Source organism: Flavobacterium muglaense (assembly GCF_014305155.1).
GTDB lineage: Bacteria > Bacteroidota > Bacteroidia > Flavobacteriales > Flavobacteriaceae > Flavobacterium > Flavobacterium muglaense.
In genome coordinates this window covers 53265-67907 of sequence record NZ_JACRUK010000018.1, presented here as the reverse complement: position 1 = coordinate 67907, position 14643 = coordinate 53265, and the positions used below count along the sequence as shown (strand labels likewise).

Annotated in this window: 14 protein-coding genes; 2 read left to right on the top strand and 12 right to left on the bottom strand. The window is 32.8% G+C overall.

What is annotated here, in order from left to right; translation table 11 throughout:
- Positions 1-121: 121 nt before the first annotated feature.
- The 6 genes from H8R24_RS09330 to H8R24_RS09305 all read right to left on the bottom strand — a co-directional run bounded on the left by H8R24_RS09330 (position 122) and on the right by H8R24_RS09305 (position 3679).
- A complete protein-coding gene (locus H8R24_RS09330) occupies positions 122-796 on the bottom strand; it encodes an NAD(P)H-dependent oxidoreductase (RefSeq protein ID WP_187018254.1) in 675 nt (224 codons plus the stop codon).
- A 295-nt stretch (positions 797-1091) separates the two neighbouring features.
- Entirely contained in the window at positions 1092-1952 is an 861-nt protein-coding gene (locus H8R24_RS09325; protein ID WP_187018255.1) for an SDR family oxidoreductase, read from the bottom strand.
- 33 nt (positions 1953-1985) lie between these two features.
- Positions 1986-2687 carry an alpha/beta fold hydrolase gene (locus H8R24_RS09320; protein ID WP_187018256.1) on the bottom strand — a complete coding sequence of 234 codons (702 nt, stop codon included), beginning with the start codon at positions 2685-2687 and terminating at the stop codon, positions 1986-1988.
- Positions 2688-2701: 14 nt separating this feature from the next.
- Positions 2702-2911: a hypothetical protein gene (locus H8R24_RS09315; RefSeq protein WP_187018257.1), complete on the bottom strand. Its 210-nt coding sequence runs from the start codon at positions 2909-2911 to the stop codon at positions 2702-2704.
- Positions 2912-2991: 80 nt separating this feature from the next.
- Positions 2992-3543: a TetR/AcrR family transcriptional regulator gene (locus H8R24_RS09310; RefSeq protein ID WP_187018258.1), complete on the bottom strand. Its 552-nt coding sequence runs from the start codon at positions 3541-3543 to the stop codon at positions 2992-2994.
- Positions 3536-3679, bottom strand: a complete 144-nt coding sequence (locus H8R24_RS09305; protein WP_187018259.1) for a hypothetical protein — start codon at positions 3677-3679, stop codon at positions 3536-3538. The genes H8R24_RS09310 and H8R24_RS09305 overlap by 8 nt, the downstream gene beginning before the upstream one ends.
- A 328-nt stretch (positions 3680-4007) precedes the next feature.
- On the opposite strand from H8R24_RS09305, the gene H8R24_RS09300 reads away from it, so the two are divergent.
- A complete protein-coding gene (locus H8R24_RS09300) occupies positions 4008-6626 on the top strand; it encodes a TonB-dependent receptor (RefSeq protein WP_187018260.1) in 2619 nt (872 codons plus the stop codon).
- A 196-nt stretch (positions 6627-6822) separates the two neighbouring features.
- On the opposite strand, the gene H8R24_RS09295 is transcribed toward H8R24_RS09300, so the two are convergent.
- From H8R24_RS09295 to H8R24_RS09270, 6 genes are all read right to left on the bottom strand, one after another.
- Positions 6823-7989: a hypothetical protein gene (locus tag H8R24_RS09295; protein WP_187018261.1), complete on the bottom strand. Its 1167-nt coding sequence runs from the start codon at positions 7987-7989 to the stop codon at positions 6823-6825.
- Between the two features lie 89 nt (positions 7990-8078).
- Positions 8079-8942, bottom strand: a complete 864-nt coding sequence (locus H8R24_RS09290) for a hypothetical protein (RefSeq protein ID WP_187018262.1) — start codon at positions 8940-8942, stop codon at positions 8079-8081.
- Between the two features lie 62 nt (positions 8943-9004).
- Positions 9005-10345 carry an ankyrin repeat domain-containing protein gene (locus H8R24_RS09285; RefSeq protein ID WP_225876792.1) on the bottom strand — a complete coding sequence of 447 codons (1341 nt, stop codon included), beginning with the start codon at positions 10343-10345 and terminating at the stop codon, positions 9005-9007.
- Positions 10346-10353: 8 nt separating this feature from the next.
- A complete protein-coding gene (locus H8R24_RS09280) occupies positions 10354-11526 on the bottom strand; it encodes an ankyrin repeat domain-containing protein (RefSeq protein ID WP_187018264.1) in 1173 nt (390 codons plus the stop codon).
- Between the two features lie 240 nt (positions 11527-11766).
- A complete protein-coding gene (locus H8R24_RS09275) occupies positions 11767-12687 on the bottom strand; it encodes a DUF2167 domain-containing protein (protein WP_187018265.1) in 921 nt (306 codons plus the stop codon).
- Positions 12688-12719: 32 nt separating this feature from the next.
- Positions 12720-13313: a hypothetical protein gene (locus H8R24_RS09270; protein WP_187018266.1), complete on the bottom strand. Its 594-nt coding sequence runs from the start codon at positions 13311-13313 to the stop codon at positions 12720-12722.
- A 285-nt stretch (positions 13314-13598) separates the two neighbouring features.
- Here H8R24_RS09270 and H8R24_RS09265 point away from each other — a divergent pair, with 285 nt between their 5' ends.
- A complete protein-coding gene (locus H8R24_RS09265) occupies positions 13599-14492 on the top strand; it encodes an IS1595 family transposase (protein ID WP_187018267.1) in 894 nt (297 codons plus the stop codon).
- Positions 14493-14643: the final 151 nt, after the last annotated feature.

The window sequence follows — 14643 nt, the reverse complement described above, 5'->3', positions numbered from 1 at the left end:
AAAAAGGAGTAGAAATCAATAGATATCTACTCCTTTTTAGGTCTTAATTTATTAGAAACACTTTTTCAGTGCCCTCCTAAAAGAGCGGTGCTTTGTCCTATTATTCGAAAAAGTAAATGTATTATTTCCAAGTCACAATACTATCAATATTTCTTCTTGATTTTCCATGAGCTGGTGTTTCTTTTCTGTATCCAAAGGCAACCATGTATGACAAACCATATTTATCCGTATCAACTCCAAATTTTTCTTTCAATAAAGCTTCAGCTTTTTCTTGGTGAAATCCTTCAATTGGGCAGCTGTCAATTCCTATCAATGCCGCTGATGTCATCATATTTCCTAATGCGATATAAGTCTGTTTTGAAGCCCAATCAAACAATTTTTTGTCGGTGTCAAGTGCAAAATCACGCTCTTGAAACTCTCTGTAAAATTTAGAATACATCTCAATCACATCTTCAGGTAATTGCTTTACATCCTTCATCATGTGCATAATATAGTCCGAATCCCATTTTGTCATAGGCGCCTTCATGCTCAATCCCAATACAAAATGGCTCGCTGTATCTAGTTTCAATGGCGCTCCCCAAGCCACAGGTTTCAATAATTCTCTTAACTCTTTATCTTGAACAACAATAAAATGCCATGGTTCAAATCCAAAAGAACTTGGAGATAAATGTGCAGTTTCAAGTATGAAATTCATATCCTCTGAAGCTACTATTTGCGAAGCATCAAATTCCTTTGTAGCATGTCTTGATTGAAAAGCATTGATAATCTGTTCTTTTGTCGTTTTTGAAGTATCCATTATATGTTTTTATTTTTAGATTTATAATTTGATGCAAAGATAGGACTGTCAACCAGTACTTTTAAAGTATAAACCAAGGTCAAATAGGTAAAAAAGAAGGTTTTTATACTATAAGTAGCGCTGTTATTAGGAGCAATACGTTTCTGCATTTTAGAGCAATACGTCTTGCTGTTCGCTATATCTCTTGCTTTTGCTATCGCACAGCAAGAGGATGCCACTTCCATCAGGGCTATTCAACAGATTTTTGTACAACTATTCAACTTATAACTAAAGCATCATTAACAGTCCAATGCTTTTATAGAAAGTTAGTTGTAATTTGGGCTACTAGTTTTGTTCCGTCCGGATCTGCTTGGGTTTTCAAAGCGCAAAAGTTTTCAGCCCATGCCGATGTACGGATGCGCAAAGGAGGATTTTCATTTTGCGCAACATGTAGCACTACAGTTGCAACTTCTAGACCGGTTTGGTAAACACTTTCAGTGCTTTCGCTGGCTCTTTTTTGATTTCCAGCCATGTATCTTTCAAAAATAGGCAAGTATTCTCCAGTTGCCAAAACGCCGTCAACCGCTGTTTTCCCAATCGCCGATTTCATAAATTCTGTTGCAATTCCTCCTGGCTCTACACATGTTATTTTAATATTAAAAGCATCAGTTACATATGTTGCTAGTCCTTCCATGAATCCTTCTACCGCAAATTTTGCACCGCAGTACAATTCATTGAACGGCTGACCAACTAAGCCTCCTACAGAGGTAATCGAAATAATTTGACCAAATTTTTGCTCACGCATGAAGGGTAAAACGGCTTGTGTGCAATAAACCACTCCAAGGTAATTGACATCAGTAACCCATTTAATTTCTGCTACAGTAGCTTGCTCAGTAGTTTTGGCAAATCCTGCTCCTGCATTATTGATCAAAAGATCAATTTTTCCATCTTGTTCAATAATGGTATTTACCGCTGCTTGAATCGATTGCACATCGGTTACTTCAAATGGTAGAATTTCAATATCTAGAGCCCCTTCTGTTGCTTTTTGTTGCAGTAGTTCACCTTTTGCAATGTTGCGCATCGTAGCATATACTTTGTAGCCATTTTGAGCAAATAGTAAAGCAGTTTCAAAGCCGACACCTGTTGATGTTCCTGTTATTAAGACATTTTTTTTCATGATTTATTTTATGTTTTATAAGTATTAGGTTGTTTATTTTTTTTCTAGAAAAGCAAGTACAGCTGTTGCTACTTCATTTGGTACTTCTAGTTGTGGCGAATGCGAAGCATCTTGGATAAAAATTAAACTGCTATTTGCTATCTTTTGATGAAAGTAATCCGATACATTGCTTTTTACTACGCTATCGTGTTTACCCCATAAAATTAAAGTGGGAGCAGTGATTTTTTGAATCTTGTCTTTTAAATCAAAATCGGCTCCATTTAGAATAGCAGGTACTAAGGCGTTATCAACGAAGTCTAGACTTCCATTTACAGTTGTAATCATGTAGTTAGCGATAGGGGCAGGCAGGTCTGGTATTTTGTAAAAAACACGTGCTAAAACTTTATCCAAATCACCTTTGTTTTTCATCGGTTTTCCAAAACCACCGTATACAACGTGATCATCGAGTGTAACACCGGGCGCATTGATTAAAATAAGTGCTTTAACTTGTTTTGGATAATGTAAGGTGTAAGCCAAAGCAGTATGGCCACCAATTGAGTTGCCGCCTAAATAAAACTGCTGCACATTAATGGCTTTTAAAAATTGCTGTAAAAACAATGTTTGACCTTTAATCGAGTAATCTCTTTTTTTGTCTTTGACATTTTCTCCATGACCGTTTAAATCAGGTAAGATTAGGTTGTATTTTTTGGATAATAATTTCGCCGATTGAAGGAAACTGGATTTGTCATCGCCCATGCCGTGTAATAAGACTAAAGTTTTTTTTTATCCCAATTTTTGGATAGATAATAATGAATGGTACAAGTAGCAAGTACTATTGATTTTTTTTCTAGGTTGGCACTATTGGCAAAAGACCAATTGGTTAGTTGTATGATCTTTTGAGGAAAGAAATAAAAGGTAGTTGTTGCAATGGCAACAAGCAGTACAACGGCTAAGAAGAGGATTTTGAATGCTTTTTTCATTTTGAGTATGGTATTTATAGTAAAATTGTTCTCGTTTTTATTTTGGATAGAATATTCGTTCCAAAATTATATAAAATTTTTTAAACCTTGATCGCGTCCCAAGACATGTTAATGTAATTGCTTACAATTGGCTTTTCTAATTGATTGGCGCTGGTGTAATTACGTAAAAAAGACAAGATAGCACCGCCTATAAATTGTAGTAGCTCTCCTGTTTCAATATCTTTAATGAAGCCGTCTTTTTGACCCTTTGCAATTAACTCATAAACAGGTTGAATTGCTGTTATTCCTGTTTGCTTACTTTCTTCTGTTATAATAGGAGAAGCTTGCAATTGCTCCATGAACTGGAAGTACACAATATTATCATTAAAGAAAGTAATAATCGACTGAAAGTAAAATTCGAACTGTGGCTTAATGGGTTGATCAGCTACAAACGGTATAAATACCGCTGCTTCTTGCTGTTTAATATAGGTATAAATTTCGTTGATCAAGATGTCCTTAGTAGGGAAGTAGTTATAAATAGTCCCCATTCCTGTGCCCGCCACTTTTGCCACTGCAGACATTGGGGTGTCGTGTACACCTCTTGTAGATAAGAGGTGCAAAGCCGCTAGTAAGATGGAATCTTTTTTATTCATGCGTCAAAGGTAAACCATTTGGAATGAATATTCCAAATGGTTTGCAACTTATTTCAAATGGTTGTACCTCTATTCTAGATCGTTTGCTGCTTATGATTTTGTGTTTTTCGTATATTTTTGTATTATATTTTGTCATTTTAGTAGGTATTTGCGGTCTAATTGGGGCTAAATCCCTAAAAAATTAGTAGATATTGAAACGGATTTACACCAGCTTATTTTCGTTAATGGGCTTAAAAGTGTATCAAAAACTAATCAGCTGAATGCCAGATAAATACTGTGAAATTTTAACATAATAAATTCTGAAAAAAGCAGAAAACCCAAGTGTTTATTGAGAGTTACAAGCTTTGATTTCGAGTAATATTTTTAAATATATATATAATTAATTGTCAGTATTGGCTATATTTTAACAATTATCCATAAGTTTGCACGACGAAATGTTAAAATTAAAAATGCTAAAACTAACTATGAAATTTAATCAATTTGTTTTGGTGGTATTATTTATGATAATAGGTACCACAATGATGAATGGGCAAACAATCAAAGGAGTGGTAACCGATGAAAATGGTCAACCTTTGCCTTATTCTAATGTTGTAGATAAAACAACAGCTCAAGGAGTAACAACGGATGGAAATGGTAATTTTGTTATCAATGTAAAAGCTTTGCCTATTACATTAATCGCTAAATACGTAGGATATCAAAATAAAAATATTGAAGTAACAAGCGATGTAACGCCTATCGTTTTTAAACTAGATCCTAACAACAGTTTGGACGAAGTTGTTGTTACTGGTAATAGATCTAAGGTTCGTAGTGTACTAAATTCAGCGGTACCTATTGATAAATTATACTCAGAAGACCTAAAATCGAGTGGACAAGTTACATTTGATAAAATGTTGGCTTATAAAATACCTTCTTTTAATTCAAGTAGCCAAGCAATATCTGATGCCACTGCACACTTTGACCCAGCTGATTTACGTGGTTTAGGGCCAAGTCGTACTTTAGTATTGGTAAACGGTAAAAGAAAAAACCAAAGTGCATTAGTGTATATTAATGACACGCCTGGTAAAGGTGAAGTAGGGACCGATATGAAAAGTATTCCTTTTTCAGCTATTGAAAGAGTGGAGGTTTTGCGTGATGGTGCATCTTCTCAATACGGATCTGATGCAATTGCAGGTGTTGTAAACATCATCCTTAAGAAGCAAACTAATTTTACAGAAGTAAGTTTGACCTCTGGCGTTACTTCTCAAGGAGATGGATTCAATTTTGGAGCTGATTTAAACTCAGGATTTAAAATTGCGGATAAAGGTTTTGTGAACTTTAACCTTTCATACTTAGACCAAAATAAAACAAACAGAGCAGGTACACCTGGTAAAGATGATTTGTTTGGAGTTGCTGCTAATGACCCAACATGGGGAGATTGGTTGAGTAAAAATCCAGATTTAGGAATGAATATTGGTTTACCTGATTCTAAAATGGGAGCTTTGGTTGTAAATGCTGAGTACCCACTTTCAGAAAAGACAACTCTATATGCCTTTGGAGATCTTAATATTCGTAAAGGAACTAGTTTCGCTCTATACAGAACTCCATATTGGATTTCAGATCCTAATAATTTATTGCATGCAGCAGGTACAACATACAACGGTTTTCAGCCTACTTTTAATACCGATGTATTTGATAACTTAGGGTCTGTAGGTATTAAATCTACTGTTTTTGGTTTCAATTCTGATTTCAGTTTAACTGCTGGGTCAAACAAAGTTGATTATACTGTAGGAAGTACTTTGAATCCAACTTTAGGAGCTAATAGCCCAACTGAATTTAATGTAGGAGGTTATACTTTTAGCCAATTAGTTGGTAATGCAGATTTCTCAAGAACTTTTGATAAAGTTACTTTAGGTTTTGGTACAGAGTTTAGAAGAGAGCAATTTGAAGCTAGAGCAGGTCAATCAGAATCTTATACTGGATCGGGTGCTCAATCTTTCCCAGGATTACAGCCAGCAAACGCGTTGAAAAAAGATCGTAATAACGTTGGTATCTATTCAACTTTAGATTATGATGTTTCTGAAGCATTCTTAATTGGAGGATCTCTGAGATACGAGAACTACTCTGACTTTGGTGATAATTTTTCTTGGAAAGTAAATTCGCGTTATAAATTAAACAATAATATTACGGTAAGAGGATCTTTCAGCACAGGATTTAGAGCACCTGCTCTACATCAAATTTATTTGAGTAACGTTCAAACACTTGTTTCTGGAAACACTATTTCGAATCAAGGAACTTTTAACAATGTAGATCCTGCTGTTATTGGTTTAGGTGTTCCTAAATTACATGCCGAGAAATCTCAAAATATTTCGACTGGAATTACTTTTAGATCTGGACCAAACTTTTCTGCTGCTTTAGATTTCTACCATATCCAAGTTAAGGATCGCGTACTTTTCTCTGGTGAAGTAGGTTTTGATGGTGACAATAGCACTACTAATCCTGTTGAATCAATTTTGATTGCCAATAATATTACGAGCATGAAGTTTTTCATCAATGCGGTAAATACGACTACTAAAGGAGTTGATATTGTGTTGAATTATAAGAATTTAGCTTTAGGAGGCGGAAAAATGGCTTTTAGTTTAGCATCTAATATTGCAAATACTAAAATCGATGGTCAAATTGCTACTCCAGCGATCTTAAAAGCTAACGGGTACGACATCTTTAACCGTAAGGAACAAGGAAGGATCCTAAGCGCAAGACCTAATACAAAAGTATTGTTAGGTACAAATTATGATTTAAAGAAAGCAAGTATCATTTTTAATAACACTTATTTTGGTGACGTTACTTGGCAACACGCTACTGATCCAACTAAAGATCAAACTTTTTCAGGAAAAATTATTACTGATTTAGGCGTAGCTTATAAATTTACAAGTACAATATCTGGAAACGTAATGGTGAACAATTTATTTAATGTGTATCCGGATCAAATTGACACCAAAGGCGATGTGGTTACAGACTTAGGAGGTCGTTTCAAATACCCTTGGGAAGTGAATCAATTTGGTTTCAGTGGAACTACTTTTTCTGCTGGATTGAATTTCAAATTCTAATAGAAGGCTATAAAATTTTAAAAAAAAACGGGATTTATTCCCGTTTTTTTTATGACCTATTTTTAAATAAAATTGTCTAACTGTTGCAACAATGGTGGTTTTATAAAGCGATCTGAAATTGATTGTTTACAAATGTATAATTTCAAAAGAAAGTTAAATGCGAATGCTTGATTAGAGAAAACTTATTCGGTTAGTTTTATTCATTTTTTATAAAATATTTTGAAGTAAATACGTTTTCTGCCACTTGTTCAGTGTACTTTTTTACCCAATCTTTATAATAGTATTCGGCGTAAAGAATATCATTTTTTAGTTTGAATTTAGCAAATGGTTTACCTATTGTTGGAAAATTTTTTAAGTTAAATGTGTTTCTTGTTCCGTTGTCAAATGAACAATCCATATCGTTTGACCATATCATTTCAAACTCATTTTCATTAATTTTTTTTATAGGATAGAAATACATACATTGTCCATGGTATTCAAATGCTAAACCTCCGTTACTAATATGTAAAGTGACCATTGTGTTTCGCCACTTTCTATAAATTAGAATTTTTTCTGCTTTGGATTCTTCACGAACTATGAATTTTATTTCAATAATTTTCCAAATTGTGCCCTCTTTTTCTAAAAATATTTTTGATAGCGGTTCGTCTTTTTCACCATAATTTTCATAAATATCTAAAGTTGCAAGATTATTATTGATTTTTTTTACATTTTTTACTGAAAAACTACTTGGCGGTTCTTGACTTTTTATCCAATACATATAATAGAAATCTCCGCAATACTGGTCGTAATCGTAAGCTTCAGCATTTTCGTAATCTGAGTAATCAATTGTAGAAATAAATTCAGAACAACTTAATAATCTTTGTTTTTCTTTATTAATAAATTTTTCAGATATAGTTCCTAATTTTCTTAATGATTTAAAATAACCGATTGTATCAATTAAGCATTTTTCATTTTTATCTTTGATGACTCCACAATTTGGAAAGTCATTTTTGAAATACCACTCATAAAAAGATTTTCCATTTTGTTCAATTTTTTTTATTTCGTCTTTAGGTTTTTCTTGAGTTTTTGGCTCTGTTATATTCACATTATTTTTATCTTCTGTCTTAGCGTTACAGCTTACAAGTAAAATGGTTATTATTAAATATAGTGTTTGTTTTTTCATTTTATTTAGTCGTTTTTGACGCATTGCCCACAACATGTATGTATCGATAAGTTTTAAGCTTATTTTGCTTTTGGCATTATGATTAATAATCAATCTTTTATTATTATTAAATTGTAAGCCAATAATGTACCTCTTGATAAATGCTGTCTTCGGGCTCTTTTGTTCATGAGTTAATAAATCAACTTTAGGAGTCAGCATCATTTTTTAGCTGTTTTATTTTTTATCAATTTTCTTTATGAGTTAAAACTCCATTATCAATAAAAAAAATATTTAGCATTTGACAAAATGATTTACAGTTTTTCTTGCTCTTTTTTTAACAATTGTTGTATATCGTCATTTTTAAAATTTTCCTTAAAAAAAGTAATCAAATGCACAGTGGGACTTTTTGGGTACTTTTGAGCAAAAGCATAAAATACTTGTAAGTTTTCGGGATAAATATATTTTGATTCCGTTGTTGCGTTTTCTGTTGTAGGAGTGTTATCTAAACCCATGATAAAGTCCTGCTGATAATATTTGTAGCTTTCTTTTACCTTGTCATACAATGAAGATTTAGGATAGTGAGACAAAAACTTTTCCCATTTAACGATACGTTCGCCTAATTCTTGAAAGGAGATAACCAAACCTGCATCAGCAGCGTACATTGACTTGTTTTCTTCGCTTTGTAAGTATAAGTACGCCTTATAATCATCAGTCACATATTTACTAAAAAGTGTATAGTAAAAGTCTGTTTTGGTAGTGACTTCGACCATACCTTCGCCTATTTCGTCGTATTTTAGATTATGATTTTTAAGTTTTTGACCAAGCGTTAAAGTATTTTTCTGATCTGTTTTCTCTTCACTATAAAACTGTTCTAGTATAGCGGCTTCTTTGGTTATTATTTGAGAAATAATGACGCTGTTTTTGTCATAATAGCTTTCATATAATTGATTGGCTTGAACTCTAGTTAGCGTTGGTAGTTGCAACTCAATATTTTTTTTATTGTTGTCAAATACAATGTATGGATCTGTTGAAATAGAATCTTTAATTACAACTGTTGCTTTTACTGCAAGGCTATCACTTTGAAGTGATGCGACCTGTGCAGTCGATTCTTCGGCTGTTTTTTTACAAGAAATTAAGGCTAACAATAAACCAACTATTATAGTTTGTGCTTTCATTTGATATTTTTTAAATTATTACGATAGGTCAACCTGCAAATTCTAATCGTGATGCTGACGTTTTATCCGTTTAATATTTTTTTCTTCTCCGTTTCAAATTCAGCTGTATTCAATATACCAGCGTCAAAAAGTTCTTTTAAGTCAAAAAGGGCTTTCTTTTTATCGCCAATGCTGCTACTTTCGTTAGATGGAGGAACTAGAACTGCTGTTGGATTTTTTACTTCTGTTTTACTAGTTGAACCAAAAGCGAGTAAAAGTACCGTTATTTCGTTGTAGCCTTTGATGTTCGAGTAATCTATCGCTTTTTGGTTTTTACTGTTTTCCGCGTTCGGATTGGCATTATTTTCTAACAGAAATTTTACAATATCTTTTTTACCGTTTAAGGCAGCAAAATGTAAGGCTGTGTTACTGCTTTCGTCTTCAATATTGACGTCTATCCCTTTGTCAACTAAAAATTTAACCATGGAGAGGTGTCCGTTTTTTACAGCCAACTGTAACAAGGTTTCTCCTCCAAAAGCATAGGTGTTATTTAGTGTATAATTACTATCAAGGTCTAAACTAGTCGCACATTCGACCCAATCCAAATAATTAGAAACTAAATCAGCATTTTCGGTAGTGGGTTTTGCATAATTTATATCTAGACCGTTTTCTAAAAATAAGCCTACGATCTCTTTTTGATTTTTTGCGCAAGCGTACCAAATAGGGGACAAGCCATCTTGATTTTCAACAAATATATCGGCTCCATTTTCAATCAATAATTTAGCAAGTAATCGATTATTACGTTCGCATACAATTAACAGTGGCGACTGATTGTTGTGATTTACAGCATTGATTTGCGCATTGTTCTCTAGCAAAACCTCTATAATAGGTTTGTTTTCGGTACGTGCAGCAATTAGTAATGGAGTATCTCCATTCTTATTTGTTTTTTCAACATCGGCACCTTTAGACAATAAGAATTTAACAATCTCTCTGTTTTTGTATGCCACAGCAAGTTGGAGAGGTGTAATTGCTTCTTTGTTTTCTAGGTCAATTTCAAAACCATTTTCTACTAGTTTTTGTACAATTTCTATTTGTCCGTTTTGGGCCGATAAATGCAGTAAACTATTTCCTTGGTTGGTGTTTATAGTGGTTCTAGCTCCGTTTTCAATTAAGAATAAAGCCGTTTGTTTTTGCTTTTGCAAACAAGCAAAATATAAGGCAGTTTCCCCGTTATGATCTTCATAATCTTGATCAGCTCCTTCATTGATAAGGGTTTTTGCAATATCAAGATAACCTTGATGTACTGCATAATGCAAAGCCGTTCTTCCTTTTTCGTCGGTATAATTGACATCAACTTCTTTATTTTGAATAAGAATTTCTGCAATTTTTCTTTTTCCGCTTTCACACGCAATAATAAATGACATGGACATAGTTATGCTGGTTTTGAATTTAGTAATAAAGTTACAATTTTATCTTTTAGATTATCTGTTAATGCAAGTTGTAAGGCTGTTTTATCGTCGTTGTTGGTTGCGTCGCTATCCAAGGAGGTAATTAATAAAAACTTAACTTTCTTGTACAGTTCTTTCGCCTTGTTTTGATCATGGTTTAAATTATAATTGCAAACAGTATGCAAAAGTGTGTTTCCCTCATTATCAGTTTGGTGCAGATCAATTTTGTCTGTTTGTATCGCCTTTTCAAAAAACGAAAAAGGAATTTGAGGCAACAAACTTATGGGAGTTCTCATTTCATAATAAAAACTAGCTTGGTAAAAATCGGCTGATTGTTCGAGTAGTAAGTCGAACAGATTTGTTTCATTTTCAGTACAATTCTTCAAGAAATTAAATAAAATAGTTTCATTGGAATTGGTTGTTTTTTCAAAATCTATTGATTCATATTCCGTTAGTTTTTTAGCTATATCATAACTTCTTTTATTGACAATACATTCGTAGTAAATACTTTGCCCGTCTTTATCTTGATGGTTTATTTGAGCACCATTATCTAATAAAGTAGTTAAACAGTTTACCTTATTGTTAGAAACGGCGATAAAAAGTGGTGTTTTTTTAAGAATGTTCTCAGCATTTACATCTACACCTTCATCAATAAAAAGTGAAATATATTCATTTAACAGTGTGGTATCTAGGCCGTGTTTAGCAAGGAATAAATGCAGGTAGCTATTCTCTGAATTGTCTTTGTAATTGGGATTACAACCCGCCGAAATCAATTTTTGTATAAAAAGGGGTTTTGCATTTTGTCCAACAGCAAGTTGGATTAAAGTTTCGTTTTTAACTACTTCATCAATATTCGCTATTTTAGACAATAAATTCTCCAAAAAGAAGAGCCCCTCTGGATCATCTTTTAGATCTTTGAATAAAACGGAAAAAAGCGAATTGGAATAAGTGTCATATTCATATAAATCAGTTGGAATTAATTGCTTATCGATCAAGATATCTAGTATTGAAAATTGACCGTTTTTAAGCAAAGAACTGTAAATGGGAGCTCTACTATATTGATTGATCGATTCAAACTCGGATGGATTTGAACTTAGTATATTTTTTACCTCTTCAAAATTTGAATTTCTAAAAGCCTGTTGTAAAATCGCACTCATTAATTTTGTATTTTAAAATAGTTTTGTAACTCTAAAAATAGTTAAAATATTGATATATAATTACTTTAGGTTCGGATTGAAATAAACATACCTACAGACTACCTCAGTTTTAATCAATTAACATAGAAAATGTCTAGTGAATTGCAAGTGATAAAAGGTGTGCTTACAATAAAAAGATTAAATGTAGGCATCATAATTCTCTGTTCATTCAATTCAAACTGAGGTAATGTTACTATTGTTTTATTCTGGTGTTTCTTCAGGGCTATCTAATTCTTCCTTTTTTTTGTTTTTGGAGAAGAGGTTTTTAAGTTTGTTTTTGAATGCACCGAAAAAACCTAAAATGGCCAGGAAGATGACTTTACCAAATTTAGCAATAATTGCAAAAACACCTACTTTAGTTAGAATCTTACCGGCAACTAAGCCTCCAATGGTCCAAGCTGCAACATTGTCAATTGAACTGTCAAATTCTTCATACTTATAACCCTTATTGAATTGGACTATATCAAGCACTTTGCTAATATCACGTTGCACTAGAGGCAGTTCAGACTCGGTTGCTATTGCGTTTAATACAATAACACCTTTTCTTCCTAGGATTCTTACATTGTAATTTAATGTATTGAGAGCATCTGTTCCAAATTTTATTTCTTTTGCCCAATGTAGAATTTTTCGGTCTTCGTCGTAAAAAGGCTTAGCAGCCCAGCCTACAATACTTATGGCTTGAAAGCCTTCTTTCTCACGACTAATGTTTTCTTCGTCGCTATCTTTTCGCATTTGAGTCAAGAGTTCATCATAATCAATGTCATCTGCATCATCATCTTTGACATACCCTATTTCGTCATATTGAATGTTAAAAACATAGCCTTTTTGATCTAAAACGCCTTGTTTTTCTGGAAGTAAAAGGCCTAAAGTCAGATTGTCAGATTTTGGGTTCCCCCATAATTCAACTAAAACTCTTTCTGCTTGTACTGGATCTAAGTATTTGAAACCATTGGGAACATTTATACTTCCAACTCCATTTGATAACGTAATAGTTCCGTGTTTGTATGTAAAGGTTTTTTCTATAGAATCTATTTGTTTTACATTTTCATTTTGAGCAAATAGCAATATTGAGAATAAACTTAGTAATACAGATAATTTGGTTTTGGTAAATTGTTGTTTCATTTTTGTCTTTTAGAGGTTTGTTGATTTTGACTTTAATTGGTTGTTGTAATTAGGATGGCACCAGATGTTTCTTTGGCTCCATATAGTACTGAACTGGTACTTTTGTCTACGAAGTTGATATCTTGAATTGTTTCTTTTTTTAGTGGTAATCTAATTGTATTCTCTTTTTTATCGTACGAATAAGGAACACCATCGATAACAATTATGGGTGAATTTACTATAGCACCACTATCGTAAGCCGCATTTACTTTATCAGTTAAATAGTATTGATCGTCATCATTATTATCTAATAGTATTGTTTTGTACCCAGTAGTTGTAATGATTAATACTCCCGCCTCTCCATAATTACTATAAATAGCAATTGCTTTTTGTTTATCAATTGCATTTATTTTTGCAATCGCCGGTTTACTAAGGTGCAGTTTTTGTTTTTCAAGATCTTGATAGCGAAACGGAATTCCATTTATGACAACAATTGGTTGATTTGTAATTTGACCAGTTTGAGCCAGTTTTACAATTGAATCTGCTAGAAAGAATTTATTTTTCCCGTGATCTAGCAGGTTGTATCGACTTTGTGCGTTTGCTAAATAAGACAAGAACAGCAATATAATAAGTGATTTTAGTTTCATATTGGAGCTATTATTTCAGTTAGATGTGTACGTTTATCTTATAATGTAGTAAGTGAAAACGGCTTCCAAATATATAATAATAATCTTATTAATGCATACTAGTAAAAATAATATACATAAACAGTTGCTTTTAATAAGTTCTAATTTTTCAGTTGTATATAATGTCTTTCAATGGTACCAATTATGAATCGTATTGTAGTTTGCGAGAAGGATGGCAGTGGAAATCCTTTTATTGAGGTCAGCATTTAATTTCATACCTTCAAAGTTTCGAAAAATATAGAAAAAATGAAAATTTTTAAAGGTCAAAATCTCATAGAGTTTTCTAAACGATTCAAAACCGACCAAGATTGTAGAGAATATCTTTCAGAAATCAAATGGTCAGAGCGATATGTTTGTAGAAAGTGCAGCCATACTAAGAGTCAAATACGTAAAGATTTTGCAAGAACTTGTAATATTTGTAGCGATACTGAATCAGCAATGGCGAATACTTTGTTCCATAAAGTAAAATTTGGTTTGAAAAAGGCGTTTTTTATTTGTTTTGAAATGTCAACCAGCACAAAAAGTCTTTCGGCTTCTCAAACAGCAGTTCGTTTTGGTGTTCACGAAAGAACCGCAAGGTTATTTATGCATAAAGTGCGTGAGGCGATGAAATCAAGTGGAGATTTTCCTATGACTGGAGTTGTTAATGTTGATGAATACGTTGTGGGTGGTTATGAAGAAGGCAAACCTGGAAGGAGTTATGATAGTACAAAGAAAAAAGCCGTATGTGCTGTAGAACTTACAGATGATGGGAAAGTGAAACGTTTTTATACCTTTCAAATTCCAGATTACTCTTCCAAATCTTTAAGAAAGATGTTTGAAAAGCATATAGGTAAAGATGCGAGAATCACGACTGACAAATGGAAAGGATACAATCCGATTGCTAAGGATTTTGATCTGACACAAATATTAAGTGACAAAGGCTCTAAATTTAAAGCATTACATATTATGATTCATCAGGTGAAGTCGTGGATAAGAACAACTTATTCTTGGGTTAGTGAGAGTAATATTAACAGGTATTTCGATGAGTTTTGTTACCGAATTAATCGTTCCCAAACTAAAGAAACCATTTTTAATAATTTAATCAAGAGGATGGTAAAATCAGATAATATTACTCATCAAAAAATAATATGTGCTTAAATGCTTACCTCAATCCTTTTATTTAAGCTGTCCCGAAGGGTAATGCTTAAATAAAAGATTGCAGTATAGGTACTATCTTAAAATCCTAATGATTTTCTTTTAATTTTTATATATTTGTTAAACTATAGAAAGCGTTTCATTTTCAATAATG